This window comes from Limnobacter sp. 130, from assembly GCF_902506325.1.
Lineage (GTDB): Bacteria > Pseudomonadota > Gammaproteobacteria > Burkholderiales > Burkholderiaceae_B > Limnobacter.
In genome coordinates this window covers 1,748,096-1,772,404 of the sequence record NZ_LR732328.1, presented here as the reverse complement: position 1 = coordinate 1,772,404, position 24,309 = coordinate 1,748,096, and the positions used below count along the sequence as shown (strand labels likewise).

Genomic DNA, 24,309 nt, shown 5'->3' with positions numbered 1-24,309 from the left:
TTTTTATTGGGGACTTGATTTGAGTTCAACGAACATTCAGAAAACTGTGCTGCTGGTGGGTGCCACTGGTGTGGTGGGTCACAGCGTGTTGGCGCAGGCGCTAGCGCACCCGAATATAGGCAAGGTGGTTGCGTTAACCCGCAAACCCATTACACCGCACCCCAAGTTACTCAACCAGGTCATCGACTTCAACGCCATTCCTGAAGAGGCCCCTTGGTGGCAAGCCGATGCAGTCATCTGCACCTTGGGCACCACCATCAAAGCGGCCAAAACAGCGGAGCAATTCCGTTTTGTGGATTACACCCTGGTGGCTCAATTTGCGGCACTTGCCGCCCAGCATGCCGTGCCCTGCTTCGTACTGAACTCAGCCATGATGGCCAATCCCAAAGCGAAAGGCCTGTACTTGCGCACCAAGGGCGAAGCGGAACAGGCAGTTCGAAACGCGGGCATTCCCAGTGTTGTGATTGCGCGTCCTGGCCTGCTCGATGGTCAGCGCGAGGAATTTCGTCTGGGTGAAGAAATTGGTTTGATCGCCAGCCGCATGCTCAACCCGCTATTGCCCAAACGCCTGCGCAGTGTGAAAGTCGACATGCTTGCACGCACAATGCTGATAGAAGCGCTAAACGCCGAACCGGGCGCAAAAGTACTGGAATCCGAGGTTTTTCAATCTGGCACGGTATGATGGTAAAAATAAATCACCATCAAACCAAATCACGCCATGCCCAATATTCTTCTAATTGACGATGCCAATACCATTCGAAAAGTTTGCGCACATATTTTGACCCAAGCGGGTCATGTTGTGCGCACTGCGGCATCGGCTCAGGAAGGCATACGAGAGATCGTAGAAAACGGCGCACCCGACCTGATCATCACTGACATCGACATGCCCGGTATGGACGGTCTTGAGTTGTGCAACCGAATTCGAAAAACCGGAGCCATGGTACCCATTGTGGTGATTACGTCGTATTCCGACAAAGAAATGATTAAACAGGCCAAAGCCCTCAACCTTGCGGGGTGGTTGCTGAAACCGGTTACCCCCGAGGCGCTGATCCAGAAAGCAAATTCTGCGCTGGGTGCAAACTAAGCGCCGACCTTTGTCAGCAACCCTTTCAACGCACTCAAACGGTCTTTCGGGGTCATCTTGGGTGTGTCATCGGGCAGGTCTTTGTCGGTTTCCAGTTGCAGTTCCTTGATAAACCGCGACGGAAAACAACTCACCAATTCACGCGCCTTCTTGCGCTTTCTGCACCAGGTAATATTCAGGCTGCGCTGTGCACGGGTCACACCCACATACATCAGGCGGCGCTCTTCTTCCAGCCTGTCGTCGGTCAGTTCGCGCCCTTCGCCGTCGCCAAAACTGGGCAAAATACTTTCCTCACAACCCAGCAAAAACACATGCGGAAATTCTAGCCCTTTGGCTGCGTGCAGGGTGCTTAGCTGCACGGCATCGGGCCGGGTGCCATCGTCTTGCCGATCCAGCATGGTCATCAAAGCCACTTTCTGTGTCAGGTCCAGCAAGGTTGAACCTTCTTCCTCGCCCTTGTCGCCCATCCACTTCACGAAATCGAGCACGTTTTGCCATTTGCTTTGTGCGCCACGTTCGTCTTGCTGCTCGTAAAGCCACTCTTCGTACTTGATGGTGCTCAACAACTCGTTGAGCAAATCGCGCGCAGGTTCCCGCTGGGCGCGGTACTCCAGCTTGTTGATGAAGGTGCCGAAAGTGCGCAGCGCATCGACCATGCCCGCATTCAAATGGCTTTCCGCACCGGTTTCAAACAGCGCTTCAAACAATGAAACCCCGCGCGTACCTGCATAAGTGCCCAAGGCTTCCAGTGTTTTTTGACCAATGCCACGCTTCGGCGTGGTCACTGCACGAATGAATGCCGGGTCATCGTCCTGATTCACCAGCAATCGCAAATAGGCGATCACATCCTTGATCTCGGCACGCTCAAAAAAGCTTTGTCCGCCACTCAAAATGTAGGGGATTTTCTGGCGCCGCAAGGCCTGTTCCAGAATGCGCGCCTGAAAGTTACTGCGGTACAACACCGCATAATCGCCATACTTGGCGCGGCGCTCAAAGCGATGCCCACTCAACATCATGGCCACCTGCTCGGCTTCATGCTCATCGTCAGCCATGGGGCTGATCACAATCGGTTCACCGGGGCCGTGGTCGCTCCACAGGGTTTTTGGAAACAGCTTCGGGTTGTTTTCAATCAAGCGGTTGGCCGCCTGCAAAATACGCAGGGTAGACCGGTAATTCTGTTCCAGCTTGATCACTTTCAACTGCGGGTAATCTTCGGTCAGCTGCCGCAGGTTTTCAATGGTGGCACCGCGCCAGGCGTAAATGGCCTGGTCATCGTCGCCCACCGCCGTGAACATGGCGCGTGGCCCGGCAATCAAACGCAGCAAATCATACTGGCAGGCGTTGGTGTCTTGCACCTCGTCCACCAGCAAATAACGCAGGCGGTTTTGCCAGCGGCTGCGCACCTCCTCGTTGCTGGCCAACAGGCGCGTGGGCTTCAAAATAAGGTCGTCAAAATCCACAGCCTGGTAGGCCGCCAGCGTGGCTTCATAACTTTTGTACAGGCGGGCAATTTGGCCCTCATCTTCAGAAGTCGCTTGCGCCAGTGCAGCATCGGGGTCCACAAGGCCGTTTTTCCACAGCGAAATTACGCTTTGCGCCTTGCGAATCAGCTGCTTGTCGGTGGTGCCATACAGCTGTTGCACCAGGCCGTAGGTGTCTGTTGCATCCAGAATGGAGAACCGCGCTTTCAGCCCGGCATGTTTGTGCTCTTCCCGCAAAATTCGAATGCCCAGGCTGTGAAAGGTACACACCAACAGGCCTTTGCCTTCCGTGCCACGCAACAACTTGGCCGCACGCTCTTCCATTTCCTTGGCGGCTTTGTTGGTAAAGGTAACCGCCGCAATGTTCTTGGCGCTTACACCCTTGTTTTGAATCAGGTGGGCAATTTTTTGGGTGATCACGCGTGTTTTGCCCGAACCCGCACCAGCCAGTACCAGGCAGGGACCATCCACATAATTCACAGCTTCGCTTTGGGCTTTGTTCAGACCAACAGACATACAGGGGGGAAACTCCAGGGGAAGGCATTACTGTACCAGAGGCACTTACAGATCAACCGGGTCCACTTCCAAAAACCAGCGAACGCTACCAGGTAGCGCGTGAAGCTGCGCCAACCATTGGGTCAGGAAACGGTGCAGCGCGGGCCGAGACTCGCTTTCAATCAGCATTTGCGCGCGTTCAATGCCACCCACCCGAACCACGGTCAAGGGCACCGGGTCGCACATGAACACCGGGTTGTCCGCATCGACCAAAGGCTCACCCAATTCACGCGCGGTACTTAAAAACTGCAAACAGTTGGCCAGCTTTTTGTGGTCTGCCCGAATGGTGGCCTGGTGAGAAAACGGCGGCATACGTGCATCTTTGCGGGCCTGCATTTCATGGCTGGCAAAGTTTTCATAATCGTGCGCCTTCAAGGCATCAAACAGCGGGTGTTGCGGGTAACGCGTTTGCACCACCATGCGGGCATCGCCTGCCCTTCGACCAGCCCGGCCCGCCACCTGCATCAGTTGGGCAAACAAGCGCTCGGGCGCGCGGTAGGCGTGCGAATACAGCGAAGCATCCACATTCAAGGCCAACACCAGGGTTACGTTGGCAAAGTCGTGCCCTTTGGCAATCATTTGCGTGCCCACCAGCACATCGGCCTCCCCGCTGTGCGCCTGTTGCAACAAGGCTTCCATTTGCCCCTTGTTGCGGGTGCTGTCTGCATCAATGCGCAAAATATTTGCAGTGGGCAACAGGCCCGCCAGTGTCTCTTCAATACGCTGCGTGCCGCGGCCAAAACCGGTCAAATCCTGATTGCCGCAAGTGGGGCAATGGGTGGGCACACGCTGGCCCGCACCACAGTGGTGGCAACGCAGCATGCGCTCGTTTTTGTGCCACACCATGTGCGCCGTGCAATGGTCGCAGTTGGCCACCCAGCCGCAGGCATTGCACACCATTTGGGGCGCATAGCCACGGCGGTTCAAGAACACAATGCTTTGCTTGCCCGCCTCAAAGTTTTGTACCAAGGCCTGCATTGCCGGCTCGCTTAAACCTTCTTTGGCCGGAAAATTGGCGGTGTTAATCAACTCCACCTTGGGCAGGCTTGCACCCAGCACTGCACGGTTTTTCAAGGCAAGGCGCTTGTAAGCGCCCTGGTCGGCTTTCAACCAGGTTTCCAAGGCAGGGGTTGCCGAGCCCAACACAATCGGCACCTCGCGCTGTTTCGCCAGCATCAGGGCCAAATCGCGGGCATGGTAACGCATGCCATCTTGCTGCTTGTACGATGGGTCGTGTTCTTCGTCCACCACAATCATCCCCAAGCGTGGCAAGGGGGTCAGCACACCCAGCCGCGTGGCAATAATCACATCGGCTGCACCCGTGGCTGCTTCAAACCAGGCTTTGGTGCGGGTGAGTTCGGCCAGGTTACTGTGCATCACCACAACCCGGTGTGGTGCCAGGCGTTCTTTGTACAAAGCTTGCGCAGCCGGGGTCAGGTTGATTTCGGGCAACAACACCAACACCTGCTCGCCACGGGTCAAGCGCTCTTCAACCGTGTGCAGGTACACCTCTGTTTTTCCACTGCCAGTGACCCCGTACAGCAGGAAAGGCTGAAAGCCTTGCGCCGTCGATAGCTGTGCCACCGCATCCAGTTGTTCGGTGTTCAAGACCGGTTTTTCAAGCTTGTTGATTTGGGATTTGCCAGCCTTGGCAACCGTGCCCGCGTCACGGGTCTCTACCAACAACTTGTGGGCATGCTCTCGGGATTTGGCCACCATCACCGGTTCTTCACCCCGTGCATTCAACACGCGCAAGGCCTTGGGCAAAGCCTCCAGGGCAATCATGCCCAATGGGTGGTGGTAATACTTGGCCGCGAATTCAATCAATGCCTGCCATTTAGCGCTCAAACTTTCGCCCGCATCAAGCACCGTGTGCACAGGTTTGATGTTTTCGGCCATTTGTTGATCGGGTGCAATACCCTGAACCAGTCCAATGCGGTGCTGGCGTCCCCACGGCACAATGACACGCATCCCGAATCGGGGCGTGTCGTCGCTTTGCCACTGGTAGGTGAAAGATTTGGGAAGCGGTGCAGCAACCAACACATTCACCAGCAAAGTGTTTCCCTCGACCGGGTTAGATGAAGTGTTTTGCTTTGGGTCTGTCTTCACAGCTTACTTTAAGTTCATGGACTAGCTGGCTTGAATTAAACGGAATACAAAATTTTTAACAGTCAATGTGGATAACTTTGTGGACATCCGTGGAAATAATCCACGGACGTGCTACAGGATGCAGGCATTCATGTAAAGTACAAATTTTGTAAAATACGTTTTTTGTATTTAAAAACAAGTACTTAACTGCCCCCTCTGCTTTTCCAATCGTCGTGCAATGCAAAAAAACATTTCTGAAGCCTTGCGCCAAAAATGTGCATAAGTCCAAGTTTTTACTGCCTTTGTTTGCGGCTGTAGCTGTGCACTGCATTGACCATCACCTCGACACTGTCGGGGTTGGTGAACTGGGAAATACCATGGCCCAGGTTGAACACATGGCCGGCACCAGCCTGTGGCACACCAAAACTTTCCAATGCTTTGGCCACTTCGGCCTCAATTTGCGCTGGCTCGGCAAACAACACATTGGGGTCCAGGTTGCCCTGAATTGCACAACGGTCACCAATACGGGCACGGGCCTGACCCAAATTAACAGTCCAGTCCACACCAATTGCACTGGCACCACTGGACGCAATGTCCTCGAGCCACAAACCGCCACCCTTGGTGAACACAATCGAAGGAATATCCTCGGTGAATGCACCCCGATTGGCCTGCAAAGGCAAACTGGCCACGATTTTCTTGATGTAGTTCAAGCTGAATTGCTGAAATGCGCCATCGGCCAAGGCACCGCCCCAGCTGTCGAAAATCATCACGGCTTGTGCGCCGGCCTCAATTTGAGCACGAAGATACTGACTGACCGCCTCAGTGGTCACTTCCAGAATGCGGTGCATCAGGTCGGGCCGCTTGTACAACATGGTTTTTACTTTCCGGAAGTCGCTGCTGCCACCCCCTTCAACCATATAACAAGCCAGGGTCCATGGGCTGCCTGAAAAACCAATCAATGGTACCCGGCCATCCAGTGCGCCCCGAATGGTGCTGACTGCGTCTGTCACATACCTCAGGCTCGTGCCAATGTCCGGAACTGCGAGCTTGGCCACATCAGCCTCGGTAACCAAGGGGCGCTCAAACTTGGGGCCTTCGCCTTCTGCAAAATACAAACCCAAGCCCATGGCATCGGGCACGGTCAAAATATCCGAGAACAAAATGGCCGCATCCAGCTTGTACCGTTCAAGCGGTTGCAAAGTCACTTCGCAGGCCGCCTCCGGGTTGGTGCACAAACCCATAAAGTTGCCGGCTTTTGCGCGCGTTGCGCGGTACTCGGGCAAATAACGGCCCGCTTGGCGCATTAACCAAACTGGCGTGTACTCGGTGGCTTCACGGCGCAATGCACGCAAGAAGGTGTCATTTTTAACGGGCTGAAAACTGCTCATATTCGTAGATGCTTATTCAATAATTTCAAACTAAATACAGACGCTGGTGTTCGGTTTTCAAACAACGGTCCATGAGAAAAGGTAAACCTGCAGCCTTCGCCTTGGCTTCAACCATGTCGTTGCGAATTCCCTGCTGCAACCACACGGCACCTGCACCCACATTCATGGCCTGAGCCAAAACATCGGGGGTGTGCTCGGCGCGGCGAAACACATCGACCAGGTCAATTTTCAGGCCAGTTTCAGCCATCGCGGTTTTCAGGTCGGGGTAACAGGTTTCGCCCAACAGACCACTTGGTCGACCTTGCAAAGCCGGGTTGATGGGCAAAATTCGATAGCCCTGCGACTGCAGGTACTTGGCAACAAAAAAACTGGGCTTGTGGGCTTGCGAAGAAAAACCCACAACAGCGATCGTTTTGGTGTTGTCGAGCAGTTGCTTCAGTTCAGCGTCTTGCATGGGCAATTCTTCCGGCGGTTGCCCGCCTAAGCTCAAGGTTCGAAGGACTCCATTGTGCCTGAAAATCCAGTGCTTCGGATCCAGCCCAAGCCATCGCGGGTGCCCGCTTTGGGTCGATACTCGCAACCAATGTGGCCGTTGTAGTTCAGCGTTTTCAATTTGGCATGAATTCCTGAATACACAGATTCATCCGGCTCATCGCGGTCAGGTACACCTGCAATTTGCAGGTGCTTCACACGCCCGGTGGGCAGGTAGCGACCCAGCGCATCCAGTGCATTACCTTCGGTTCGTTCAACATGGTACAGGTCCATTTGTACACCCAAATTGACCTGATTCAAATCAATCAACAGGTCATGCGCATCCGCTTGGTGGCTTAACAAATAACCAGGAACATCAACTCGGTTAATGGGTTCAATCAACCAGTCCACGGGTTCATCTCGCATGCTGCTTGCCAACCAGTTCAGGTTCTCGGCGTAACAGGCCCGTGCCGATTGCACAGCCCGCGCATCGCTCAGATCGACCACCCCGGCCAGCACATGCACTTTGCGCACACCCAGTGTTGCGGCATAGCGTACCGCTTGCTCGATAGAACGTTTGAATTCATCGCGCCGTGCCGGTTCAACCGCCAGGCCTCGATCGCCATTGATCCAATTGCCTGCAGGTGCATTGATCAACACCCATTGCACGCCCGCCTCACCGGCTTTATCGCGCAGCAGTTCAGCAGAATAATCGTAGGGAAACATGCACTCGGCATGCCTGAAACCGTCTTCGGCGCAGGCCTCGATGCGCGCCAGAAAATCGAGCTCGGTGTACAGCCAACTCAGATTGGCGGCCAGCTTCATACTTCGAACACAAGGTGTGGATTAAAAAAGGGATTCTCGAAAGCCTGTGGCGTCACCTGCACCTGCCCACGCTCCATTTTTCGTGCCTTGCCTTTTTTACGCACATAGCCACGCGGGTTGACCAGCACACGGGTTTGGCCTCCGTTGTTGTGCACGGTGTAATCAAATGAATCGTGCATGTGCCCATGCACCCACACATCGGCCTTGCCCATTAAGCGGCTAAGGTCGGATACAAATGCCGCATTAATCGGACTCAAATTGAAACGCGGATGAATACTTTGCGGATGAGGCGCGTGGTGAGTGATCACCACGGTTTTGCCATCAAAAGGCATCGCCAATGCGGACTCTAGCCAATCAATGTTCTGATGATGCAAATCGATGCCCATGCTGGGAGAAAACTGTTTGCCCCGCATGCGAATCAATTTGTAATCGGGCAAGAACGCCTTGGCCACCAACTCGGCCCCGAATCGCCAACCTGGTTGAATATTGAAATCGGTCCACAAGGTACAACCCAAAAAACGCACACCTTGAATAACCACACTGGTGCGCTGCAGGTAGTTCAATTGCTTCCTCTCGGCCAGCTCGAACAAATGGTCGTCCAGAATTTCAATGTCGTGGTGGTAATACTCGTGGTTGCCCGCCACGTAAATGTGCTGTTTCTCGCCGAGTTCAGCCAAGGCCTGCAAGCCTTGGGTACCTTGATGAATATCACCGGCAAGAATCATTAGATCCACTTCCTCGACAGGCTGTGGAACCGCCGCCAAAGCGGGGAAATGGCGCATCGTTTCAAGATGCAAGTCAGAATACAAGGCGATTTTCATGCCTTTATTCTAACCTGTAGACCCATCACCGAGGATTACACACCTTCAGTTGCCAGTGCACTTCCCATTTGTTCAATGCAACGCAAAATGTGGTCTTCCAGGATTTTGCACGTAATGTGTCGCCAATCCAGCCGGTTAATGAACACCAGGCAATCATTGTTCTGGTCCACAGCAAACCAGGAAGGAATTGGCGTTGACGCGCCCATTTCCCGATTGGCCTGCAGCACCTTTTTCGCCGCAGCCAGATTGTCGAGTCGAAAACGCTTCAATTCAATGTGAATGTCGACCCAGGTTATTCCTTCCATTTCCCCATGCTGCAGCAACACCGCTTGGTCATTGAAGAAAAAAACCCGCCCCAGTGGGGTCATGTTGCTGGGGCGATTCTGTTGAAGGTCTTTCAACAGATCATCGAATTTTTGATACATAAACGGCTCCTTGATTGCCATTTATGTTGCGAGAACACACCCTGTGGTTCCACCTGTATTCACAATGCATCCGGCCAAGAAAAAAGCCACGGCTTTCACCGTGGCTTTTCACTGGTTTCTCAACCTTGTATTGCTTTTAACGTACTTTTCTCAAGCGCTTGATGGCTTGCAACTGTGCAATCGCGGAAGCCAATTCAGCTTGTGCTTGAGCATAGTCAATGTCCGCACTGCGATTGGCCAGTGCTTCTTCGGCCAAACGCTTGGCCTCCGTAGCCTTTGCTTCATCCAGGTCGCCGCCGCGAAGGGCCGTGTCTGCAAGAACCGTAACCGAGTTGGGTTGTACTTCCAACACGCCACCATTCACAAACACCACTTCTTCTTCAGCCTGACCTGCAATCTTGATGCGAACTGTACCTGGTTTGATGCGCGTAATCAGCGGAGTGTGGCGTGGATAAATACCCAGCTCACCCTGCTCTCCGGGCAAAGCAACAAATTCTGCCTCACCTTCGAAGATTGATTCTTCTGCACTCACCACATCCACGTGGATTGTCGACATACTCATTTCCTTTGTGATGGGCACCGACTTGGGTTTTCACCTTCGCCGGCACACGACACACCAGTCGGATTACTGAATTTTCTTGGCTTTTTCGAAGGCTTCGTCGATGGTACCTACCATGTAGAAAGCCTGCTCGGGCAAGTTGTCACACTCACCGTTCACAATCATCTTGAAGCCGCGAATGGTTTCCTTCAGTGACACGTACTTGCCGGGTGAACCGGTAAATACTTCAGCCACTGTGAAAGGCTGTGACAGGAAACGCTGAATTTTACGCGCACGGGCCACGGCCAGCTTGTCTTCTGGAGACAATTCGTCCATACCCAAAATCGCGATAATGTCGCGCAGTTCCTTGTAACGCTGCAGTGTTTGCTGCACGCCACGGGCCACGTTGTAGTGCTCTTCACCGATGATGTTGGGGTCAACCTGGCGTGATGTGGAATCCAGTGGATCCACCGCAGGGTAAATACCCAAAGAAGCGATGTCACGAGACAACACAACTGTGGCGTCCAAGTGAGCAAACGTTGTAGCAGGTGACGGGTCGGTCAAGTCATCCGCAGGAACGTATACAGCTTGCACGGAAGTAATGGAGCCCTTCTTGGTCGAAGTAATGCGCTCTTGCAAGCGACCCATTTCTTCGGCCAGTGTTGGCTGGTAACCCACCGCAGAAGGCATACGACCCAACAACGCAGACACTTCAGTACCGGCCAATGTAAAGCGGTAAATGTTGTCCACGAACAGCAGAACGTCACGGCCTTCGTCACGGAAGTATTCAGCCATCGTCAAGCCTGTCAACGCAACGCGCAGACGGTTGCCGGGAGGCTCGTTCATCTGGCCATACACCAGTGCCACTTTGTCCAGAACGTTGGAATCTTTCATCTCGTGGTAGAAGTCGTTACCCTCACGAGTACGCTCACCCACACCGGCAAACACGGAGTAACCACCGTGTTGCTTGGCGATGTTGTTGATCAATTCCATCATGTTCACGGTCTTGCCCACACCCGCACCACCGAACAAGCCTACCTTACCGCCTTTGGCGAATGGGCAGATCAAGTCGATCACTTTGATGCCTGTTTCGAGCAATTCTGTCGAAGGTGACAGTTCGTCGAAAGCAGGTGCATTTTGGTGAATGGCACGTGTAGCGTCGGTTTTCACAGGGCCAGCTTCGTCGATTGGGCGACCCAATACGTCCATAATGCGGCCCAGTGTGCCTTGGCCCACTGGTACAGAAATCGGCTTGCCTGTGTTGGTCACAGCCATGCCACGGCGCAGGCCGTCTGATGCACCCAAACAGATGGTACGAACCACACCGTCACCCAGCTGCTGCTGAACTTCCAGTGTCAGTTCGGAACCTTCCATGGTTAGCGCGTCGTACACTTTCGGCATGTTGTTGCGTGAAAACTCAACGTCAATCACCGCGCCGATACACTGTACGATTTTTCCTTCGTTTGTCGCAGTACTCATCGTTATTTCCTTAATTCAAAATCGTTCCGAACTTCCGCTTACACAGCCGCTGCGCCGCCGACGATCTCTGCCAATTCTTTCGTAATGGCAGCCTGACGGGCTTTGTTGTAGGTAAGTTGCAGTTCACTGATCACATTCTTGGCGTTGTCTGACGCTGCCTTCATCGCAACCATACGTGCTGATTGTTCTGAAGCCATGTTTTCTGCCACAGCCTGGTACACCAATGCTTCGATGTAACGCAGCAGCAAATCGTCAATCACGGCCTTCGCATCCGGCTCATAGATGTAGTCCCACGACGTGGAACCCTCATCGGCTTGCAGCCTTTCGCCACCCAAGGGCAGCAGTTGCTCGAACACGGCTTCTTGCTTCATGGTGTTTACAAACTTGGTGTAGGCCAAATAAACGGCATCCACTTCGCCTGCAACGTATGCATCAAGTTGAACCTTGATTGCACCGATCAGCGCTTCCAGGTGGGGCTTGTCACCAAGACCTGTCACTTTAGAAGTTACTTCAACACCAATGCGGTTAAAGAAGCCAGCGCCCTTTGTACCGATTGCGGTTGCTCGTACCTTTGCGCCTTTGCCGGTCAATTCCTGAAACTTGCTGGTCACCAAACGCAGGATGTTGGTGTTCAAGCCACCACACAAGCCTTTGTCAGTTGTCACAACAATCGCAGCAACGTTTTTGATTTCGTCGCGCGCCACCATGTATTCATGGCGGTATTCCGGGTTTGCCTTGGCCAGGTTGGCGCAAATATTCCGAACTTTGTCCGCATAGGGACGAGCCGAACGCATACGGTCCTGGGCTTTGCGCATTTTGGACGCAGCCACCATTTCCATCGCCTTCGTGATCTTTCGCGTGTTTTGCACGCTCTTGATCTTGGTCCGGATTTCCTTCATTCCTGACATCGTATTTCCTCCAATGACTGGGAAGGTACTAGACCTTCCGAGTTATGCGGTGGGTACAATCAGATCGCTCTGATTAATACGCGCCAGTTTTCTTGAATGATTTCACGGCTTCGTGCAGCTTTGGCTCATCGTCTTTCGACAACTCGTAAGTCTGCTCGATACGATCGATCAGGTCCTTGTGGCTTGTCTGCATGAATTGACGCAGAGAAACCTCGAAAGGAAGAACGTTCGATACCTCGACATCATCCAGATAACCATTGTTGATTGCGAACAGGGCCAGTGCCATTTCCCATGTTTTCAATGGGGCGTACTGGGGCTGCTTCAACAACTCAACCACACGGCGACCACGTTCCAGCTGGCGGCGGGTTGCTTCGTCAAGATCAGAAGCAAACTGCGCAAACGCAGCCAATTCACGGTACTGGGCCAAGTCGGTACGGATACCGCCTGACAGCTTCTTGACCACTTTGGTCTGCGCTGCACCACCCACGCGAGACACGGAAATACCCGCGTTAATCGCTGGACGGATACCGGCGTTGAACAAGTCGGTTTCCAAGAAGATTTGACCGTCAGTAATCGAAATTACGTTGGTTGGAACGAACGCTGTTACGTCACCAGCCTGGGTTTCAATGATTGGCAGGGCGGTTAAAGAACCGGTTTTGCCTTTCACTTCACCCTTGGTGAATTTTTCAACGTATTCGGCGTTCACGCGTGATGCGCGCTCGAGCAAACGGCTGTGTAGATAGAACACGTCACCTGGGTAAGCTTCGCGGCCGGGTGGGCGACGCAGCAACAGGGAAATTTGACGGTAGGCCACAGCTTGCTTGGACAGATCGTCATACACGATCAGAGCGTCTTCACCGCGATCACGGAAGTACTCGCCCATGGTGCAACCCGAGTAAGGTGCCAGATATTGCATGGCAGCCGATTCAGATGCAGAAGCCACCACAACAATGGTGTACTCCAAAGCGCCGAACTCTTCGAGCTTGCGGATTACGTTCACGATGGAAGAGGCTTTTTGGCCCACAGCCACGTACACGCAAGTTACGCCAGTGCCTTTCTGGTTAATGATCGCGTCGATCGCAACTGCTGTTTTACCAGTTTGACGGTCGCCAATGATCAATTCACGCTGGCCGCGGCCAACAGGAACCATGGCATCAATCGCTTTCACACCGGTTTGCAGCGGCTGGTCTACTGACTTACGTTCAATAACACCTGGGGCCACTTTTTCAATCACGTCGGTCATCTTGGCGTTGACTGGGCCCTTGCCGTCGATCGGCACACCCAATGCATTCACCACGCGACCACGCAGCTCGGGACCTACGGGCACTTCCAGAATACGGCCGGTACACTTGACCAGATCGCCTTCAGAAATGTGTTCGTAAGAACCCAAAATAACGACACCCACGGAATCACGTTCCAGGTTGAGCGCCAAACCAAAGGTGTTGCCTGGGAATTCCAGCATTTCACCTTGCATCACATCTGACAAACCATGAACGCGGCAAATACCGTCGCTCACCGACACTACAGTACCTTGTGTCCGGATGTCGGCCGATGATCCGAGGCCTTCGATCCGGCTCTTGATCAGTTCACTGATCTCAGAGGGATTAATCTGCATATTGATTGCTCCAATTACGTTTGAGGGCCAAGTTAGGCTGTTAAAGCCGCCTTCATCGCGTTAAGTTTGCCGCGCACCGAACTATCCAAAATTTGATCGCCGACAGTGACGCACACGCCACCAATCAGGGACTCGTCCACCTGAACTGTTACGTTCAGTTTGGACCCAAATTTCTTTTCCAATGCACCACGTACGTTTTGAACTTCAGCATCAGTCATGGGGAATGCAGAGGCGATGACCGCATCTGCAGAACCTTCATGGCTGTTCTTCAATTCTTCGAACTGTCGAGCGATTTCTGGCAAGGCCAGCAAACGGCCATTTTCCACAAGCGCACTCAAAAAATTCGTTGCTTGCGCTTCCGCCGGTGTCTTGGTCAGTTCAACAAACACCTTCAACACCTGCTCGTCAGTCAACTTAGGGTTGCTGACCAGCAATTTGATGTCTGCGTTGCATGCGACTGCCGACCACGACTGTAGCCAATCACTCCACTGTTTCAGGCTTGATGTTTTGGCAACATCAAACGCTGCTTCAGCGTAAGGACGGGCGATGGTGGATAGTTCGACCATTTTGTGTTTCCTTAAGCTTTAGGCTTACAGTTCCGCTTTCAGTTGATTCAGCAAATCTGCGTGGGCCTGGGCGTTCACTTCCTTCTTCAGGATTTGCTCTGCGCCTTTCACCACGAGTGTTGCCAACTGATCGCGCAACTGGTCACGGGCACGTTGTGCTTCGTTTGCAGCTTCCGCTTCAGCCTGCGCAAGAATTCGCTTGCGCTCAACTTCGGCTTGTTGTTTTGCCTCTTCAATAATCTGCTGGGCACGCTTTTCTGCTTCGGCCAGGCGTTGCTGATTTTCAGAACGGCTAACAGCCAGTTCCTGTTCAGCTTTACGACCGGCTTCTGCCAAAGCCTGCTTACCACGTTCTGCAGCGGCCAGGCCGTCTGCGATTTTCTTTGCACGCTCATCGATGCTCTTGATCAGCGGGGGCCATACGAATTTCATCGTAAAGACCGCCAAGATGAAGAAAACGACGAGCTGAGCAAACAGCGTTGCGTTTAAGTTCACGGCATGTTTCCTCTAAAACGCACGAATTGGACTTAAAACATTCGTGCGGTGTTGTTCGAAGGAAGTGGCTGTAAATTAACCAACAAATGGGTTAGCAAACGCGAACATCATCGCGATACCAACACCGATCAGGAACGCAGCGTCGATCAGACCGGCCAAAACGAACATCTTTGTTTGCAGTTCGTTCATCAGTTCTGGCTGGCGTGCAGAAGCTTCCAGGTACTTACCACCCATGATCGCGATACCGATACAAGCGCCGATCGCGCCCAAACCAATGATAATGCCGCAAGCAAGAGCTACGAAAGCAACGTTAGTCATGACAACTCCTTAAATTGAAAAAATGAAAAATTAAAAAAACCAAAAAAACTAAAAATCGATCAGTGGCCCTGATGCGCCTGGCCAATGTAGATCAAGGTCAACATCATGAAAATGAAGCCCTGGAGCAACACGATCAGAATGTGGAAAATCGCCCAGATTGTTCCGGCCAACACATGACCCAAGAAGGCAAATGCTCCACCCATGGACAACGCAGCCGCGCCACCCAGCAAAGCGATCAGCATGAACACCAATTCGCCTGCGTACATGTTGCCGAAAAGTCGCATGCCCAAGGACACGGTTTTCGCGGCAAATTCAATCAGGTTCAATACAAAATTGGGGATCCACAGCAGTGGGTTGGCACCGAAAGGTGCGCAGAACAGTTCGTGAACAAAGCCGCCCGCGCCTTTGATCTTTACAGAGTAGTAAAGCATCAGGCACAACACGCCGAGCGACAAGCCCAACGTACCGTTCAGGTCGGCCGTGGCCACCACACGCATGTAGGGGTCACCGGCGCTGGCTGCGTAGCCAAGTTGATACATCAGTTGGCCCCAGGCCATGGGGATCAGGTCCACGGGGATCAAGTCAAAGGTGTTCATGACAATGATCCACAGGAACACGGTCAGAGCCAAAGGGGCAATGAAGGTTCGGTCGCCGTGCACAATTGATTTAGACTGGTTTTCAACCATTTCAACCATCATCTCGACGAAGCCCTGAAAACGCCCGGGTACGCCAGAAGTGGCTTTGGATGCCGCTTTATACAGCATCAAGATTACGATTAAACCGGACAGGATGGAGAAAAACATCGTGTCCAGGTTGATCACTGAGAAATCGACGATAAATTTTTGCTTATCGGTAGCGAAATGCTGCAAGTGATGGACGATGTACTCTGAGGGCGTTTGCCCATTCGGTGAAGATGCCATACTTATCTCAAGAAAAATGCCAAAAAATAGCTTTTGAGGGTGACGATCGCAGTGAGGATCAAGGACCACCAAACAATGTTCGGGTCAACTTGACTCGCTACAAACATAATCGCGATTGTTGCGCCAACCTTCAGGAATTCTCCGGTCAAAAACACAAAGGTTCCGCCCATGGGGGTTTTACTACCCAAGGCCAACCGTGCGGCGAACAATGTGCTCGGCAACGCGACGGCGACGAAACCCCAAACGGCAGACTGCGCGTGAATTGGGGACACCAACAACATAAGGAGGCAGACTATCACCCCGACGACCCATTGGAGTCCAACTATTTTCCACATATTTGCTGCGCTGCCACATTTAACCTTATTCGGATACGTATTTTCCGCAAGGCTCACGTGTTTTTGACAAACCGCCAGATTATAGGGGTTTGTACGGCCCCTCGTCAAACGAAAACGGCTTATTTTTCACACCGATTTGGTGCAGAAGTTAAAGCTCTTCTTTGGGAAATCCGATGCGCTCCAGCACACCGTCCAGTTCGTCCAAATTATTGAATTTAATAGTAACACTGCCTTTGCCATTTGCATTGGCTTTTAACTGAACTGCGCTGGCCAACCAATCGGCCAAGCCCTCTTCCAGGCGACGTACATCCGCAGTTTGCTTGGGCTTGGTGGCCACCCGGTCGTGGTCGCTGGCCCAGTCGTTCACGAGCTTTTCTGTTTCACGAACGGACAAACGCTTGTTCACCACTTCATTGGCGCACGCAATTTGCTCTGCCGCATTCAAAGCCAACAAGGCCCGAGCGTGGCCCATTTCTACGTCACCAGCCAGCAGCATGGTTTGCACCGGCTCAGCAAGGTTCAACAAGCGCAACATATTGCTTGTTGCACTGCGGGATCGACCAATGGCACGGGCGGCGTCTTCGTGGGTTAAATTGAACTCACGAATCAAACGCTGCACGCCCAGTGCTTCTTCCAGCGGATTCAAGTCCTCGCGCTGAATGTTTTCAATCAATGCCATGGCCAGGGCAGACTCATCGGGAACCGCACGCACCAATACAGGGACTTCGGTCAAACCTGCTATTTTTGATGCGCGGAAACGGCGTTCACCCGCAATGATTTCGTATTTGCCTGAACCAATTGGCCGCACCAGGATGGGCTGCATAATGCCCTGGCTTTTGATGGACTCGGCCAACTCCAGGAGGGAACTTTCATCCATGCGCGAACGCGGCTGGTATTTACCGGCCTGCAGCTTGCCCAATGGCAGTGTCATGACCTGCTCACCCATGTCTTTGTTGACATCGTCACCGGAGGGGCCCAATAGCGCTTCCAGACCCCTTCCCAGGCCTTTGGTACGTTTGATTGCGTTCATATTTTCTTCTGCTGAATTGGATTAGACTGCAATTGGCTTAGGCCGCGATTTAAGCTGCAATGGGCAAGCCAAGCCGCTCGACCATTTCGTTGGCGAAGTCCAGATAGGCCTTTGCGCCTTTGCTGGACTTGTCAAACAAGACGCCAGGCACACCGTAACTAGGGGCCTCAGCCAAGCGCACATTTCTCGGAATAATGGTTTTGAACACCTTGTTGCCAAAATGTTTTTCGAGCTGGGCAGACACTTGCTGGGCCAATGTCATGCGCGGATCGTACATGACCCGCAACAAACCAATGATGGTCAAATTCGGGTTCAGGTTTTTGCACACTTGCTTGATGGTGTTGACCAGATCGCTCAAACCTTCCAGTGCGTAGTATTCGCACTGCATGGGTATTACCACGCCATTGGCGCAGCACAGTGCATTGAGTGTGAGCAAAGACAGCGCTGGCGGACAGTCGATCAAGATGAAATCATATTGACCGTCAACCTGGGCAATTGCCTCGCGCAGCTTGATTTCACGGTCTTCGAATTCGACCATTTCCACTTCGGCACCCGCCAGCTCGCGGTTGGCCGCCAGAACATCGAAATCGCCTTCTGCACGAACGGTGGCTTCAGCCACACCCACCATGCCCACCAGCACTTGGTAAACCGTGTGTTTAACGCTTCGCTTGTCGATGCCACAACCCATGGTGGCATTGCCTTGGGGGTCGAGATCGACCAGCAACACACGCTGTTTGGCCATGGCCAAACCGGCAGCCAGATTCACCGCGGTGGTGGTTTTTCCCACGCCACCCTTCTGGTTGGCAATGCAGAAAACTTTCGCCATCTTCTTGTCCTGTGAATGAATGCTTTGATTTTAGCGTTTAATCATGAACAAGTGCCTTGCCTCGTCCAAGAATGGCACTTCAATTGGATGAAGTGCCTCAATTCGCCAACCTGCGGGCACTTCGCTGTCGACTTCGACTCGCCCCTTCAAAGCGGCAAACTGCCCGTGCTCTGCCAATACATGCTGGCCAAGCCCAATGAAGTTGTCGATGCTTGAGAATGCTCGGGAACATATCAAATCAAAGGGCAGGCTTGCTTGAAACTCTTCCACCCTGCCATGCACTGCCTGGGCATTTTTCAAACCCAGACTGGCAATGGCTTGTTGCATGAAAGCCGCTTTTTTTTGAACCGTGTCGATCAGGGTTACATTCCAAGCCGGTTGGGCAATCGCCAATACCAAGCCGGGCAAACCGGCTCCCGCACCTACATCCAGAATTCTTGGATTGGGGGTGGACTGAAGCGCAAAAGATAGTTCGGGCAACACCGCCAAAGAGTCGAGTAAATGGTGCGTGACCAGTTCCCGATTGTTGCGAATGGCCGTGAGGTTATACACCCGGTTCCATTTTTGTATCAGCTGCCCATATTTGAACAATTGCCCATGTTGCTCAGCACTCAAACCCAGGCGTAGACAGGCAATACCCTCTTCCAGTAGCGCTTGGTCTGAAGACCCCAGGGTTTCAGACTTTGGCTTTCGATGCACTGAATTCAAGCCACTTGCTCCGCGGTACCGTCCGACAACTTGGTGGCATTGGCTGTGCGATTCAGCAAATCCCGTTTCTTCAAGTGCACCAGCAAGAGCGAAATCGCAGCCGGCGTAATGCCTTGAATGCGGCCCGCTTGCCCAATCGTTTCCGGCTTGTGCGTGTTTAGCTTTTGCTGCACTTCTTTGCTCAATCCGTTCACGCTGGCGTAATCAAAATCGGCAGGAAGACGAATTGACTCATTGCCTACCCCACGCTCAACTTCCGCCTGTTGACGCAACACATAACCCGCGTATTTCACTTCGATTTCCAACTGGGAAACCAGATCGTTTTGCTGCAAGGGATTACTCAAGGCGAATTCGCCATTTTCTTTACTCAGCGTACTGAGGTCTTGGTAGCTGACATCCGGGCGCTTGAGCAGATCGTACAGGTTGTATTCACGATCGATGCCTTTGTGCAGCACGCGCTCGGCTTCGGCTTGCGCCACAATTTTTGGATTGATCCACGTGGAACGTAGTCGCTGCTTTTCCTGCTCGACTGCCTCGCGCTTTTCCGAGAATGCTTTCCAGCGAATGTCGTCGACCAAACCCAACTTTCGGCCAATTGGCGTGAGGCGCTGGTCTGCATTGTCTTCACGCAGGCTTAAACGGTATTCAGCACGGCTGGTGAACATGCGATAGGGCTCTGCCACACCTTTGCTGGTCAAATCGTCTACAAGCACGCCCAGGTAGGCCTCGTCTCGGCGTGGGGTCCATTGATCTTTGCCTTGCACCATGAGCGCTGCATTAACACCCGCCAGCAAACCCTGGGCAGCGGCTTCTTCGTAACCTGTTGTGCCATTGATTTGACCAGCGAAGAACAGACCTTCAATGGCTTTGGTTTCCAAGGTGGTTTTCAGTGCACGCGGGTCAAAGTAATCGTATTCGATCGCATACCCGGGGCGCATGATGTACGCATTTTCCAGCCCTTTGATGGAATGCAGCAGATTAAGCTGCACATCAAATGGAAGGGAGGTAGACACGCCGTTGGGATAATACTCGTTGGTGGTCAAACCTTCCGGCTCAAGGAAAATTTGATGCGATTCCTTGTCAGCAAAGCGGTGAATTTTGTCTTCGATGGATGGGCAATACCGAGGACCAACCCCCTCTATTACGCCCGTGTACATGGGACTTCGGTCGAGGCCACCCCGGATAATGTCGTGGGTATTCTGGTTGGTGTGCGTAATCCAGCACGGCAATTGCCGTGGGTGCATGGCCGTGTTTCCGAGATATGAAAACACCGGCACTGGATCGAGATCGCCAGGCTGCTCTTGCATGACCGAGAAATCAATGCTTCGACCATCGATGCGCGGTGGTGTACCTGTTTTTAAGCGCCCTTGTGGCAACTTCATTTCTTGAAGGCGCATTCCCAAGCCAATTGCCGGGGGGTCTCCTGCCCGGCCTGCAGAATAATTTTGCAAGCCCACATGAATTTTGCCGTTCAGAAAGGTACCCGCGGTAAGCACGACCGACTTGGCTTTGAACTTCAAACCCACCTGCGTCACAGCACCGCACACGCGGTCGCCGTCCAGCAAAAGGTCTTCAACAGATTGCTGGAACAAACTAAGGTTGGGTTGATTTTCAAGGCGAGTGCGAATGGCTTGCCGATACAACACACGGTCGGCCTGGGCACGGGTTGCGCGCACAGCCGGGCCTTTTGAGCCATTGAGAATACGAAACTGAATACCCGCCTCATCAGTGGCAATGGCCATGGCACCACCCAGCGCATCAACTTCCTTCACCAGATGGCCTTTACCAATCCCACCAATGGACGGGTTACAGGACATTTGCCCAAGTGTTTCGATGTTGTGTGTCAGCAGCAGCGTTTTGCTTCCCGCTCGTGCAGCAGCAAGCGCAGCCTCGGTACCGGCATGGCCACCACCCACAACAATGACATCAAACTCTTCGGGATAAAACATTATTCACTCCTGGCACTTGGTGCCGGAATCCAACACAGGATTCAAAATTCAAATGCCGAATTCGAGCTGACCCGATTCGGCGGCAATGGCGCAATTATATGCCTCGGCACGATTTTGCCCAAGCGAACATGTTTCACGTGGAACAGAAAACAGACAACTGAGACGCCCGATGCAGCGCAACACCCAATCACTTTGTTAAAGCGCTCAGCTTGCTCAGGTGCACACCCTCTCTCGCCAGAAAACCTGAATACCCCCTTGTTATTGATTAACCGCCCTAAGCGCACCCACTAAACAGCGGGCGGGCTGCGCTTTCGGCCATGCCGAACGGACGGTGAATTCAACACCAAGGGCAGGTTTTCTTGATCGGCGCTGCGAGGGCATTGCAGCCTGAGCGCGCTGGCAAATGGACTTGTGACGCACTGGCGACACGCGGGCGTTGTGCGTGAGGTGAGGCTTGGGTGCGACCCGGCTGGCCGGCTTTGCAAGGCTTCCCGGCGGCTTCGCAGCGCGGGGCGATCCAGGGGATCGATGCGAAGACGCTTAAGCGTTTCGCATGCCCCAAAGCAAGAAGCATCAAGCCGGAATCAGAAGGCTTGCTTAGGCCAGCTGGCGTCGCACCCAAGCCTCAGATCATCCATGTAGCAAATCCTGCATATCTTTCCAAGCCCGACTCACCGACGTGTTCCACGTGAAACAGTCAGGCCAACCACGCCTTCACGTACGGCCAGTAGCTGTCGTAGCTGGTCCGCAGAATCAAAAGGAACACCACCGTCAACAATGCCTTGCGCACAAACCCGGCACCCTTCCGAATCGCCAGACTAGCCCCTACCCTCGCACCCGCCAAGTTAAACACGGCCATCAACAACCCCAAGGCAACAATGACATGACCTGCTGGTGCAAACCATGCCAGCGAGGCCAGGTTGCAGGCAATGTTCACCATCTTCGCTCCGGCCGTGGCCGCCAGAAAGTCGTAGCCAAAGAACACCACAAAGGCAACCATTAAGAATGAACCGGTGCCTGGCCCAAAAAAACCATCATAAAAGCCGATACTCAAACCGACACAGGCCCCGAAAAAACGTTCTCGATTCTTATCCAGCTTGGGCGCATGAACACTGCCCAAGTCTTTGCGCAAAAAGGTATATACGGCCACTGCAATCAACAACAGCGGCAACATCAAACGCAACACTTCAGTCGAAATTTGGGTAACGATATAAGCACCACAGTAGGCACCGATCAACGCCATGGCCGTGGCTGGCAATACTGCATTCCAGGGCACCTGAATGGCCTTGGCGTATTTGTAAGCGGCAAATGTGGTGCCAACTACGCTTGATATTTTATTGGTCCCCAACAAAGTTGCATGTCCTTGACTTGGCAGCAAACCAAACAGCGCCGGGATCTGGATCAAACCGCCCCCACCCACCATGGCATCAATCAAGCCCGCCGCAAATGCCGCAGCACACAGTGCAACCAAAACCCACAATTCGATGTTTTCGAACATGCAAAAATTTCCGCAGAAAAGAAAACGGGCGCCTTGTGGGCGCCCGCCATAGGACTAATTCCGGAGTATCAGAAAAAAGTCAAAACGTGTAAGCCAAATCAGGCTGCCAAACGGCTAGCGATTTGTGCTTTGGTTTCTTCCAGCTGTGCCGGCAGGTTGTGCTTCAGCTTCTCAAACAATTCGGCATGCAGGTCAAGCTCTTCAAGCCAGGCCGCTTTATCAATCGCCGTAATGGACTCGAATTGATCTTTGCTGAACTCAAGACCGTCCCAGGAGATGTCTTCATAGCTCGGCGATGTGCCAAACACATGATCAACACCCTTGCCCTTGCCTTCCACACGCTCAAGCGCCCATGCCAAAACGCGCATGTTTTCGCCAAAACCAGGCCAGATGAACTTGCCATCGGCATCGGTACGGAACCAGTTCACACAGAAAATACTGGGCAACTTGGCACCAGACGATTCCAACTTCTTGCCCAAATCGAGCCAGTGCTGGAAGTAATCGGACATGTTGTAGCCACAGAATGGCAACATGGCGAATGGGTCACGGCGAACCACACCTTGCTGACCAAATGCGGCAGCAGTTGTTTCTGAACCCATGGTTGCAGCCATGTAAACGCCTTCAACCCAGTTACGGGCTTCGGTGACCAATGGCACTGTGGTTGAACGGCGACCACCAAAAATGAACGCGTCAATTTCAACACCAGCCGGGTTGTCCCAGTTGTTGTCGATCACCGGGTTTTGTTCGGCGGCCACGGTGAAACGGGCATTGGGGTGTGAAGCCTTGCGACCACAATCTGGAGTCCAATCCTGACCGGTCCAGTCAACCAGGTGCGCAGGCGCTTCCTTGGTCAAACCTTCCCACCACACGTCACCGTCATCTGTCAGCGCAACGTTGGTAAATATCACGTTGGCATTCAGGGAAGCCATGCAATTGGAGTTGGTCTTGGTGTTGGTTCCGGGCGCAACGCCGAAGTAACCCGCTTCGGGGTTAATCGCGCGCAGCTTGCCGTTGGCATCGGGCTTGATCCAGGCGATGTCGTCGCCAATGGTGGTCACAGTCCAACCCTTCATTGATGCGGGTGGAATCAGCATCGCGAAGTTTGTTTTGCCGCAGGCAGACGGGAAAGCGGCGGCCACGTGGTACTTCTTGCCCTCGGGGTTTGTTACGCCCAGAATCAGCATGTGCTCGGCCAGCCAGCCCTGATCACGACCCATGGTGGAAGCAATGCGCAGTGCCAGGCACTTCTTGCCCAACAGTGCGTTGCCGCCGTAGCCGGAGCCATACGACCAAATTTCGCGTGTTTCAGGATAGTGAACAATGTACTTGGTGCTTGGGTTGCAGGGCCATGACACATCTTTCTGACCGGCTTCCAGCGGGGCGCCCACGGTGTGTACACAAGGCACGAACTCGCCGTTTTCGCCAAGTACGTCGTACACGGCTTTGCCCATGCGCGTCATCATGCGCATGTTCACGACCACATAGGCGGAGTCAGACAACTCAACACCGATGTGGGCAATTGGGCTGCCCAAGGGACCCATTGAAAATGGAACCACATACAGGGTGCGACCGCGCATGGAGCCTTTGAACAAACCGTTCAATGTGGCGCGCATTTTGGCGGGTTCTTCCCAGTTGTTGGTGGGGCCCGCATCTTCCTTGTTTTCAGAGCAGATATAAGTACGGTCTTCCACACGCGCAACGTCTGAGGGATCAGACCAGGCAAGATAGGAATTCGGACGCTTTTCAGGGCTGAGTTTACGGAGTGTTCCCGCTTCAACCATTTCCGCGCATAGGCGGTCGTACTCTTCTTGTGAACCGTCGCACCACACAATATTCTTGGGCTCGGTCAGGGCCGCAATTTCTTGCACCCAAGCCACAAGCTTTTTGTGCTTGACGTAAGACGGCACGGTCTGGCTGACCATAGACAGCACTGCACTCATGCTAAAACCTCCAGATAGACAAATGTAATTCTTTTGTGCGGGGGCT

24 protein-coding genes are annotated in these 24,309 nt (G+C 53.2%); 2 read left to right on the top strand and 22 right to left on the bottom strand.

From position 1 onward, the window contains the following. The first annotated feature begins 19 nt into the window (after positions 1-19). Both FRIGORI9N_RS08410 and FRIGORI9N_RS08405 read left to right on the top strand, forming a co-directional pair. Positions 20-682 (top strand): NAD(P)H-binding protein, encoded by a 663-nt coding sequence (locus FRIGORI9N_RS08410; protein ID WP_159569422.1) that lies wholly within the window; start codon positions 20-22, stop codon positions 680-682. Positions 683-718: 36 nt separating this feature from the next. Then, on the top strand, positions 719-1,084 hold the full coding sequence (locus tag FRIGORI9N_RS08405) for a response regulator (RefSeq protein ID WP_159569420.1): 366 nt from the start codon (positions 719-721) through the stop codon (positions 1,082-1,084). On the opposite strand, the gene FRIGORI9N_RS08400 is transcribed toward FRIGORI9N_RS08405, so the two are convergent. The 22 genes from FRIGORI9N_RS08400 to FRIGORI9N_RS08295 all read right to left on the bottom strand — a co-directional run bounded on the left by FRIGORI9N_RS08400 (position 1,081) and on the right by FRIGORI9N_RS08295 (position 24,263). Further along, positions 1,081-3,081 carry a UvrD-helicase domain-containing protein gene (locus FRIGORI9N_RS08400; RefSeq protein ID WP_159569418.1) on the bottom strand — a complete coding sequence of 667 codons (2,001 nt, stop codon included), beginning with the start codon at positions 3,079-3,081 and terminating at the stop codon, positions 1,081-1,083. The genes FRIGORI9N_RS08405 and FRIGORI9N_RS08400 overlap by 4 nt on opposite strands. A gap of 45 nt (positions 3,082-3,126) precedes the next feature. After that, positions 3,127-5,169, bottom strand: coding sequence for a primosomal protein N' (locus tag FRIGORI9N_RS08395; protein ID WP_159569733.1), 2,043 nt, complete (start codon positions 5,167-5,169; stop codon positions 3,127-3,129). A gap of 332 nt (positions 5,170-5,501) precedes the next feature. Next, positions 5,502-6,596: a uroporphyrinogen decarboxylase gene (gene hemE, locus FRIGORI9N_RS08390; protein WP_159569417.1), complete on the bottom strand. Its 1,095-nt coding sequence runs from the start codon at positions 6,594-6,596 to the stop codon at positions 5,502-5,504. Between the two features lie 25 nt (positions 6,597-6,621). Continuing rightward, positions 6,622-7,086, bottom strand: coding sequence for a CoA-binding protein (locus FRIGORI9N_RS08385; protein WP_236550825.1), 465 nt, complete (start codon positions 7,084-7,086; stop codon positions 6,622-6,624). Next, positions 7,083-7,892 (bottom strand): hydroxypyruvate isomerase family protein, encoded by an 810-nt coding sequence (locus FRIGORI9N_RS08380; RefSeq protein WP_159569415.1) that lies wholly within the window; start codon positions 7,890-7,892, stop codon positions 7,083-7,085. Before FRIGORI9N_RS08380 ends, FRIGORI9N_RS08385 begins: the two co-directional genes overlap by 4 nt. Continuing rightward, complete coding sequence (locus FRIGORI9N_RS08375) at positions 7,889-8,713, bottom strand: metallophosphoesterase (RefSeq protein ID WP_159569413.1); 825 nt, start codon at positions 8,711-8,713, stop codon at positions 7,889-7,891. Before FRIGORI9N_RS08375 ends, FRIGORI9N_RS08380 begins: the two co-directional genes overlap by 4 nt. A 35-nt stretch (positions 8,714-8,748) precedes the next feature. Continuing rightward, positions 8,749-9,138 carry a hypothetical protein gene (locus FRIGORI9N_RS08370; RefSeq protein ID WP_159569410.1) on the bottom strand — a complete coding sequence of 130 codons (390 nt, stop codon included), beginning with the start codon at positions 9,136-9,138 and terminating at the stop codon, positions 8,749-8,751. A gap of 136 nt (positions 9,139-9,274) precedes the next feature. Beyond that, complete coding sequence (locus FRIGORI9N_RS08365; protein WP_159569408.1) at positions 9,275-9,694, bottom strand: F0F1 ATP synthase subunit epsilon; 420 nt, start codon at positions 9,692-9,694, stop codon at positions 9,275-9,277. Between the two features lie 69 nt (positions 9,695-9,763). Further along, positions 9,764-11,155 carry a F0F1 ATP synthase subunit beta gene (gene atpD, locus FRIGORI9N_RS08360; RefSeq protein ID WP_159569406.1) on the bottom strand — a complete coding sequence of 464 codons (1,392 nt, stop codon included), beginning with the start codon at positions 11,153-11,155 and terminating at the stop codon, positions 9,764-9,766. A 38-nt stretch (positions 11,156-11,193) separates the two neighbouring features. Further along, complete coding sequence (atpG, locus tag FRIGORI9N_RS08355) at positions 11,194-12,063, bottom strand: F0F1 ATP synthase subunit gamma (protein WP_159569404.1); 870 nt, start codon at positions 12,061-12,063, stop codon at positions 11,194-11,196. 73 nt (positions 12,064-12,136) lie between these two features. After that, a complete protein-coding gene (atpA, locus tag FRIGORI9N_RS08350) occupies positions 12,137-13,678 on the bottom strand; it encodes a F0F1 ATP synthase subunit alpha (protein ID WP_159569402.1) in 1,542 nt (513 codons plus the stop codon). 32 nt (positions 13,679-13,710) lie between these two features. Further along, entirely contained in the window at positions 13,711-14,244 is a 534-nt protein-coding gene (locus FRIGORI9N_RS08345) for a F0F1 ATP synthase subunit delta (protein WP_159569400.1), read from the bottom strand. Between the two features lie 24 nt (positions 14,245-14,268). Beyond that, positions 14,269-14,739: a F0F1 ATP synthase subunit B gene (locus tag FRIGORI9N_RS08340; protein ID WP_105027747.1), complete on the bottom strand. Its 471-nt coding sequence runs from the start codon at positions 14,737-14,739 to the stop codon at positions 14,269-14,271. Positions 14,740-14,814: 75 nt separating this feature from the next. Beyond that, complete coding sequence (atpE, locus tag FRIGORI9N_RS08335; RefSeq protein WP_008247085.1) at positions 14,815-15,057, bottom strand: F0F1 ATP synthase subunit C; 243 nt, start codon at positions 15,055-15,057, stop codon at positions 14,815-14,817. Between the two features lie 59 nt (positions 15,058-15,116). Then, on the bottom strand, positions 15,117-15,977 hold the full coding sequence (atpB, locus tag FRIGORI9N_RS08330; RefSeq protein ID WP_159569398.1) for a F0F1 ATP synthase subunit A: 861 nt from the start codon (positions 15,975-15,977) through the stop codon (positions 15,117-15,119). Positions 15,978-15,979: 2 nt separating this feature from the next. Continuing rightward, positions 15,980-16,312: an ATP synthase subunit I gene (locus tag FRIGORI9N_RS15585; protein WP_159569396.1), complete on the bottom strand. Its 333-nt coding sequence runs from the start codon at positions 16,310-16,312 to the stop codon at positions 15,980-15,982. 148 nt (positions 16,313-16,460) lie between these two features. Continuing rightward, on the bottom strand, positions 16,461-17,342 hold the full coding sequence (locus FRIGORI9N_RS08320) for a ParB/RepB/Spo0J family partition protein (RefSeq protein ID WP_159569394.1): 882 nt from the start codon (positions 17,340-17,342) through the stop codon (positions 16,461-16,463). Between the two features lie 49 nt (positions 17,343-17,391). After that, positions 17,392-18,168: a ParA family protein gene (locus FRIGORI9N_RS08315; protein WP_159569392.1), complete on the bottom strand. Its 777-nt coding sequence runs from the start codon at positions 18,166-18,168 to the stop codon at positions 17,392-17,394. Between the two features lie 30 nt (positions 18,169-18,198). After that, complete coding sequence (rsmG, locus tag FRIGORI9N_RS08310) at positions 18,199-18,867, bottom strand: 16S rRNA (guanine(527)-N(7))-methyltransferase RsmG (protein ID WP_236550849.1); 669 nt, start codon at positions 18,865-18,867, stop codon at positions 18,199-18,201. Between the two features lie 5 nt (positions 18,868-18,872). Continuing rightward, a complete protein-coding gene (gene mnmG, locus FRIGORI9N_RS08305) occupies positions 18,873-20,825 on the bottom strand; it encodes a tRNA uridine-5-carboxymethylaminomethyl(34) synthesis enzyme MnmG (protein WP_159569390.1) in 1,953 nt (650 codons plus the stop codon). 697 nt (positions 20,826-21,522) lie between these two features. Next, positions 21,523-22,323: a TSUP family transporter gene (locus tag FRIGORI9N_RS08300; protein WP_159569387.1), complete on the bottom strand. Its 801-nt coding sequence runs from the start codon at positions 22,321-22,323 to the stop codon at positions 21,523-21,525. A gap of 98 nt (positions 22,324-22,421) precedes the next feature. Beyond that, positions 22,422-24,263 (bottom strand): phosphoenolpyruvate carboxykinase (GTP), encoded by a 1,842-nt coding sequence (locus FRIGORI9N_RS08295; RefSeq protein ID WP_159569384.1) that lies wholly within the window; start codon positions 24,261-24,263, stop codon positions 22,422-22,424. Positions 24,264-24,309 lie beyond the last annotated feature (46 nt).

Bases quoted from the DNA above. Each gene is read 5' to 3' on its own strand.
- FRIGORI9N_RS08375 (WP_159569413.1), bottom strand. From the start codon at position 8,713: ATGAAAATCGCCTTGTATTCTGACTTGCATCTTGAAACGATGCGCCAT.
- atpA (WP_159569402.1), bottom strand. From the start codon at position 13,678: ATGCAGATTAATCCCTCTGAGATCAGTGAACTGATCAAGAGCCGGATC.
- FRIGORI9N_RS08320 (WP_159569394.1), bottom strand. From the start codon at position 17,342: ATGAACGCAATCAAACGTACCAAAGGCCTGGGAAGGGGTCTGGAAGCG.
- atpE (WP_008247085.1), bottom strand. From the start codon at position 15,057: ATGACTAACGTTGCTTTCGTAGCTCTTGCTTGCGGCATTATCATTGGT.
- FRIGORI9N_RS15585 (WP_159569396.1), bottom strand. From the start codon at position 16,312: ATGTGGAAAATAGTTGGACTCCAATGGGTCGTCGGGGTGATAGTCTGC.
- atpB (WP_159569398.1), bottom strand. From the start codon at position 15,977: ATGGCATCTTCACCGAATGGGCAAACGCCCTCAGAGTACATCGTCCAT.
- FRIGORI9N_RS08365 (WP_159569408.1), bottom strand. From the start codon at position 9,694: ATGTCGACAATCCACGTGGATGTGGTGAGTGCAGAAGAATCAATCTTC.
- FRIGORI9N_RS08295 (WP_159569384.1), bottom strand. From the start codon at position 24,263: ATGAGTGCAGTGCTGTCTATGGTCAGCCAGACCGTGCCGTCTTACGTC.
- FRIGORI9N_RS08315 (WP_159569392.1), bottom strand. From the start codon at position 18,168: ATGGCGAAAGTTTTCTGCATTGCCAACCAGAAGGGTGGCGTGGGAAAA.
- atpD (WP_159569406.1), bottom strand. From the start codon at position 11,155: ATGAGTACTGCGACAAACGAAGGAAAAATCGTACAGTGTATCGGCGCG.
- FRIGORI9N_RS08370 (WP_159569410.1), bottom strand. From the start codon at position 9,138: ATGTATCAAAAATTCGATGATCTGTTGAAAGACCTTCAACAGAATCGC.
- FRIGORI9N_RS08405 (WP_159569420.1), top strand. From the start codon at position 719: ATGCCCAATATTCTTCTAATTGACGATGCCAATACCATTCGAAAAGTT.
- atpG (WP_159569404.1), bottom strand. From the start codon at position 12,063: ATGTCAGGAATGAAGGAAATCCGGACCAAGATCAAGAGCGTGCAAAAC.
- FRIGORI9N_RS08345 (WP_159569400.1), bottom strand. From the start codon at position 14,244: ATGGTCGAACTATCCACCATCGCCCGTCCTTACGCTGAAGCAGCGTTT.
- mnmG (WP_159569390.1), bottom strand. From the start codon at position 20,825: ATGTTTTATCCCGAAGAGTTTGATGTCATTGTTGTGGGTGGTGGCCAT.
- FRIGORI9N_RS08400 (WP_159569418.1), bottom strand. From the start codon at position 3,081: ATGTCTGTTGGTCTGAACAAAGCCCAAAGCGAAGCTGTGAATTATGTG.
- FRIGORI9N_RS08300 (WP_159569387.1), bottom strand. From the start codon at position 22,323: ATGTTCGAAAACATCGAATTGTGGGTTTTGGTTGCACTGTGTGCTGCG.
- hemE (WP_159569417.1), bottom strand. From the start codon at position 6,596: ATGAGCAGTTTTCAGCCCGTTAAAAATGACACCTTCTTGCGTGCATTG.
- FRIGORI9N_RS08380 (WP_159569415.1), bottom strand. From the start codon at position 7,892: ATGAAGCTGGCCGCCAATCTGAGTTGGCTGTACACCGAGCTCGATTTT.